Genomic DNA, 4,950 nt, shown 5'->3' with positions numbered 1-4,950 from the left:
AACCGCCGACCTTCTGATTGCGAACCAGACGCTCTCCCAGCTGAGCTATGCCCCCAAAACCGTGCGGATTCTACGCGCCGACATTTTGCGCGTCAATCCAGTAAAACGCCCAAGGATTGCGCGCAGTCGTGCGCTTCCTATTTCTTCTTGGCCGTTGCCGGGACGACGGAAACGGCGACAGCCTGGGCAAACACGCCCTCAATCTGGTCCCCCTTGTGGATCATCTTGAGCTGCTCCGGATCGTTGATCTTCAGGCGGACCGTTTTCGTGGCGCCGCGCAGGGTAATGATCTGCTTTTTGCGGTCTACCGCGGTCACGTCGGCGATGAAGGCAACCTCTTTGCTTACGTAGCCGGCCGGCTTGTCTCCCGGCTTGGCGGAATCTGCCGAGCTGCTTTCGACGCGTTCGCGAAGCGCGCCGCCACCCTTCATGAGCGTCATTTCCAGGCTCTGCGTGTAGCTGGTGACGATGCTGTCGCCGACTTTGATCTGCGCGAAGTTCTTCACCAGGTCGCTGGCGGCGATGACCATTTTTTCGCCCTTGGCATCCTTGAGAACGAGGGTGCGCGACGCCGGGTCGATGGCGTCGACGAGCAGCGTAACCTGGGCTTCGACAACACCGACAAAGGTGCCGGGTCCAACCGCGGTCAGAGCTTCGGCTGCCGGTGCCTGCTGTGCGGAAACGGCGAACGGAAAGAGGGTCAGCGCGGCGGCGAAGAATGCGGTACAAAAACGCATGCGGTACTCCAATGGTAAAAGTTCAGGAATCGTCGGGGAAGATCTGTTGCGGCAGGAAAGCTTGCCGAGCGCCAAGCTTTCCTGCTCTGGCCTTCAAAATCCCTATTCGCTTTTTCCTGCGACCTTGGCTTTGAAGGTGGCGCCAGCGGTGAATTTGGGAACGACGGTCGCCGGGATCTGAATTTTGGCACCAGTCTTCGGGTTCTTCCCCTCGCGTGCGGCGCGCGCGCTCGCTTTGAAGGAACCGAAGCCAACCAGGGTTACCGCTTCATCTTGGGCAACTGTTTCGACGATGGTGTCGATTACTGCATCAAGCGCCTTGGCAGAGGCTGCTTTGGAGAGTTCGGTGCGGTCGGCAATAGCATCGATCATTTCTGACTTGTTCATATTATCTCCTTTGGTGGTTAAGACTCATCGTTGTGGCAAACGCTCGTATTCCTGCGGCACACATGAAAAGCGGTGCTGAAAAGCGCGATTCTGGCACGGATTCAGCGTCGGCCAAACATGTTTTTAGACTCTGCAAGGAGCGGACGCCTGGGCGCCCGACCAGCTTTTCGCCAAACCAGACGAGGGATTCCGGTTCAGGCCTGCCGGTGGCGAAGGCCTCAATGCAGTCAGCGAAGCCACAAGCCGGAAGTATAGCCGCGCCGTCCGCCGGCTGCCAGGCGTTCAGCGACTGGCGAGGCAAGCTGATGCCGGCTGAAAGAGTTGCACTTTGCTGGGCGCACGCGTGTGCTCACTTGCCCTGGCGGGCCTCGGGAGCAGTCGGGGTGATGGCAGCTGGCAGGGCCTGGCGCACCAGGAGTGGCTTCAGGAAGCGCCCGCTGTGACTGTCCTGAACCTTGGCAATCTGCTCCGGGGTGCCGCAAGCGAGAATCCGGCCACCGCCGGCGCCGCCTTCCGGGCCGAGGTCGAGCAGCCAGTCCGCGGTCTTGATCACATCGAGATTGTGTTCGATGACGACCACGGTATTGCCGTGGTCGACCAGGCGGTGCAGTACGGCCAGCAGCATCTCGATATCCTGAAAATGTAGCCCGGTGGTCGGCTCGTCGAGAATGTAGAGGGTTCTGCCGGTATCGCGCTTCGACAGTTCGAGCGCGAGCTTTACCCGCTGTGCCTCGCCGCCGGAGAGGGTGGTTGCCGACTGGCCGAGGGTGATGTAACTCAGACCGACGTCGACCAGCGTCTGCAGCTTGCGGGCGACCACCGGAACGGCGTCGAAAAACGCACGCGCCACCTCGACGGTCATCTGCAGAATCTGGTGGATGTTGCTGCCCTTGTACTGGATCTCCAGTGTTTCGCGGTTGTAGCGCTTGCCGTGACAGACGTCGCAGGGAACGTAGATGTCGGGGAGAAAATGCATTTCGACCTTGATCACGCCGTCGCCCTGGCAGGCTTCGCAGCGCCCACCCTTGACGTTGAACGAGAAGCGGCCGGGACCGTAGCCGCGCGAGCGGGCTTCGGGGATGCCCGAGAACAACTCGCGGATCGGCGTCAGCAGCCCGGTGTAAGTCGCCGGGTTGGAGCGTGGGGTGCGGCCGATCGGGCTTTGGTCGACGTTGATCACCTTGTCGAAGTGATCGAGCCCGACGATGGCGTCGTGCTCGGCGGGTTCGGCGCTGGAGCCATAGAGGTGTCTGGCCGCCGCCGCGTACAGGGTGTCGTTGATCAGCGTCGACTTGCCTGACCCGGAGACGCCGGTGATGCAGGTAAACAGGCCGACCGGCAGGTCGACGCTGACGTTGTGCAGGTTGTTGCCGCGCGCGCCGACGATCTGCAGCAATCGCTCGGGGTCCGGTTGGCGGCGCTTGTCGCGCATGGCGATCCGTCGCCGTCCGGCGAGGTAGTCGCCGGTCATCGACGCCGGATTGCCGATGATGGCTGCGGGAGGGCCTTCGGCAACAATGAAACCGCCATGGATGCCGGCACCCGGGCCAATGTCGACCACGTAGTCGGCGCTGCGGATCGCCTCCTCGTCGTGCTCGACGACGATCACCGTATTGCCGATGTCGCGTAGCTGCTGCAGCGTCTTCAGCAGTCGCTCGTTGTCGCGCTGATGCAGGCCGATCGACGGTTCATCGAGGACGTAAAGCACGCCGGTCAGCCCGGAGCCGATCTGCGAAGCCAGACGGATGCGCTGCGCCTCGCCGCCGGACAGCGTTTCTGCCGAACGGTCCAGCGACAGATAGTCCAGCCCGACGTTGATCAGAAACTGCAGACGGCTGACGATCTCCTTGAGCACCTTCTCGGCGACCTGCGCCTTGTTGCCGGGCAGTTTCAGGCCCAGGAAGTAGTCGCGCACGTCGGCCAGCGGCAGGCGACTCAGCTCGTGCAGTGTGCGCGCGCTGGCGTGCGTGCCGATGCGCACGTTGCGCGCTTCTTCGCGCAGGCGGCTGCCGTGGCAAGAGGGGCAGGTCTGGTTGCTGATCAGCCGCGCAAGTTCTTCGCGTACCGCCTGTGAGTCGGTCTCCTTGTAGCGGCGCTCGAGATTGACGATGATGCCTTCAAAGGTATGTTGACGCACGCTGTGCCGGCCGCGCTCATTGACGTAGGCGAACGGCAGTTGCTCGCGCGCGGAACCGTATAGAACGACTTGCCGGACGCTCTCGGGCAACTCGCTGAACGGCAGTTCGACGTCGAAGCCGTAGTGCGCCGCCAGCGAGCTGAGCATCTGGAAATAGAAGGGGTTGCGTCGGTCCCAGGCGCGGATCGCCCCGCTCGCCAGCGACAGCTCGGGATGAGCGACCACGCGTTTCGGGTCGAAGAACTGGATGACGCCCAGGCCGTCGCATTTCTGGCAGGCGCCCATCGGGCTGTTGAAGGAGAAAATGCGCGGTTCGAGTTCCGGCAGAGAATACGAACACACCGGGCAGGCAAACTTGGCCGAGAAGAAATGCTCGCGCTGATCGTCCATTTCGTAAGCGATGGCGCGGCCACCGGCGTGGCGCAAGGCGGTCTCGAACGATTCGGCCAGGCGTTGGCGAATGTCGGCGCGCACTTTCAGCCGGTCGATGACCACATCGACGCTGTGTTTGCGCGTCTTGGCCAGCTTGGGCAGCGCGTCGATCTCGTAGATCTGGCCGTCCACTCGCAGGCGGGCAAAGCCCTGCGCGCGCAGCTCGGCAAAGAGTTCGAGCTGTTCGCCCTTGCGGTCGGCGACCACTGGCGCCAGGATCATCAGCCGGCTGTCCTCGCTCAAGGCGAGAACGTGATCGACCATTTGCGAAACGGTCTGCGCTTCGAGCGCCTGCTGGTGCTCGGCGCAGTAGGGCGTGCCGGCGCGGGCGAAGAGCAGGCGCAGGTAGTCGTGAATCTCGGTGACCGTGCCGACCGTCGAGCGCGGGTTATGACTGGTCGCTTTCTGCTCGATCGAAATCGCCGGCGACAGGCCCTCGATCAGGTCGACGTCGGGCTTCTCGATGCGTTGCAGGAACTGTCGCGCGTAGGCCGACAGCGACTCGACGTAACGGCGCTGTCCTTCAGCATAAAGCGTATCGAAAGCCAGCGATGACTTGCCGGAGCCGGAAAGACCAGTGATCACGATCAGCCGATTGCGGGGCAGGTCGAGATTGAGGTTCTTCAGGTTGTGCGTACGCGCACCGCGAATCCGTATCTCGTTGGTCTGGTCCATTGGCTGCAAGCCCGAAGCGCCTTGGCAAACCTGCTAATATACGCAATTCCGCAGTCCGCCACCAAATCCCATGCCCGCCCTAGATTCCGACCGAATGAACACGCTTGAGAAGCGCGCCGGCATCAGCCTGGCAGCTGTTTTCGCCTTGCGCATGCTCGGCCTGTTCCTGATCCTGCCGGTCTTCGCCATCTACGCCCAGGATCTGCCTTCCGGCCACGACGTGGCGCTGGTCGGCATGGCGCTCGGCGCCTACGGGCTGACCCAGTCCTTCCTGCAGATAGCCTACGGTGCCGCGTCGGATCGCTTCGGGCGCAAGCCAGTGATCGTTTTCGGGCTGCTGCTGTTCGCCGTGGGCAGCTTCGTCGCGGCCTCGGCAGGCGACATCTACGGTGTCATCGCCGGACGTGTTCTCCAGGGTGCCGGCGCCATTTCGGCCGCGGTCACCGCGCTGGCCGCCGATCTCACCCGCGAACAGCATCTGACCAAGGTGATGGCGATGATCGGCTCGTCGATCGGCATGGTCTTTGCCATCTCGATGGTCGGCGCGCCGCTGCTCTACGTCAGCATCGGCATGCCCGGCAT

Annotated in this window: 4 protein-coding genes; 1 reads left to right on the top strand and 3 read right to left on the bottom strand. The window is 62.7% G+C overall.

What is annotated here, in order from left to right; genetic code table 11:
* Positions 1 to 137: 137 nt before the first annotated feature.
* The 3 genes from RUW20_RS17930 to uvrA all read right to left on the bottom strand — a co-directional run bounded on the left by RUW20_RS17930 (position 138) and on the right by uvrA (position 4,368).
* Positions 138 to 812, bottom strand: a complete 675-nt coding sequence (locus RUW20_RS17930) for a hypothetical protein (protein WP_313953588.1) — start codon at positions 810 to 812, stop codon at positions 138 to 140.
* Positions 813 to 839: 27 nt separating this feature from the next.
* Positions 840 to 1,124, bottom strand: coding sequence for an HU family DNA-binding protein (locus RUW20_RS17925; protein WP_313953587.1), 285 nt, complete (start codon positions 1,122 to 1,124; stop codon positions 840 to 842).
* A gap of 349 nt (positions 1,125 to 1,473) precedes the next feature.
* Complete coding sequence (uvrA, locus tag RUW20_RS17920; RefSeq protein WP_313953586.1) at positions 1,474 to 4,368, bottom strand: excinuclease ABC subunit UvrA; 2,895 nt, start codon at positions 4,366 to 4,368, stop codon at positions 1,474 to 1,476.
* A 94-nt stretch (positions 4,369 to 4,462) separates the two neighbouring features.
* On the opposite strand from uvrA, the gene RUW20_RS17915 reads away from it, so the two are divergent.
* Positions 4,463 to 4,950, top strand: a 488-nt coding sequence (locus RUW20_RS17915) for an MFS transporter (RefSeq protein ID WP_313953585.1), incomplete at its 3' end; no start/stop codon positions are given.

It is taken from the genome of Accumulibacter sp., from assembly GCF_032229525.1.
Classification (GTDB): domain Bacteria; phylum Pseudomonadota; class Gammaproteobacteria; order Burkholderiales; family Rhodocyclaceae; genus Accumulibacter.
The sequence above is the reverse complement of the archived record's forward strand: the minus strand, read 5'-3'. Positions and strand labels throughout refer to the sequence as shown.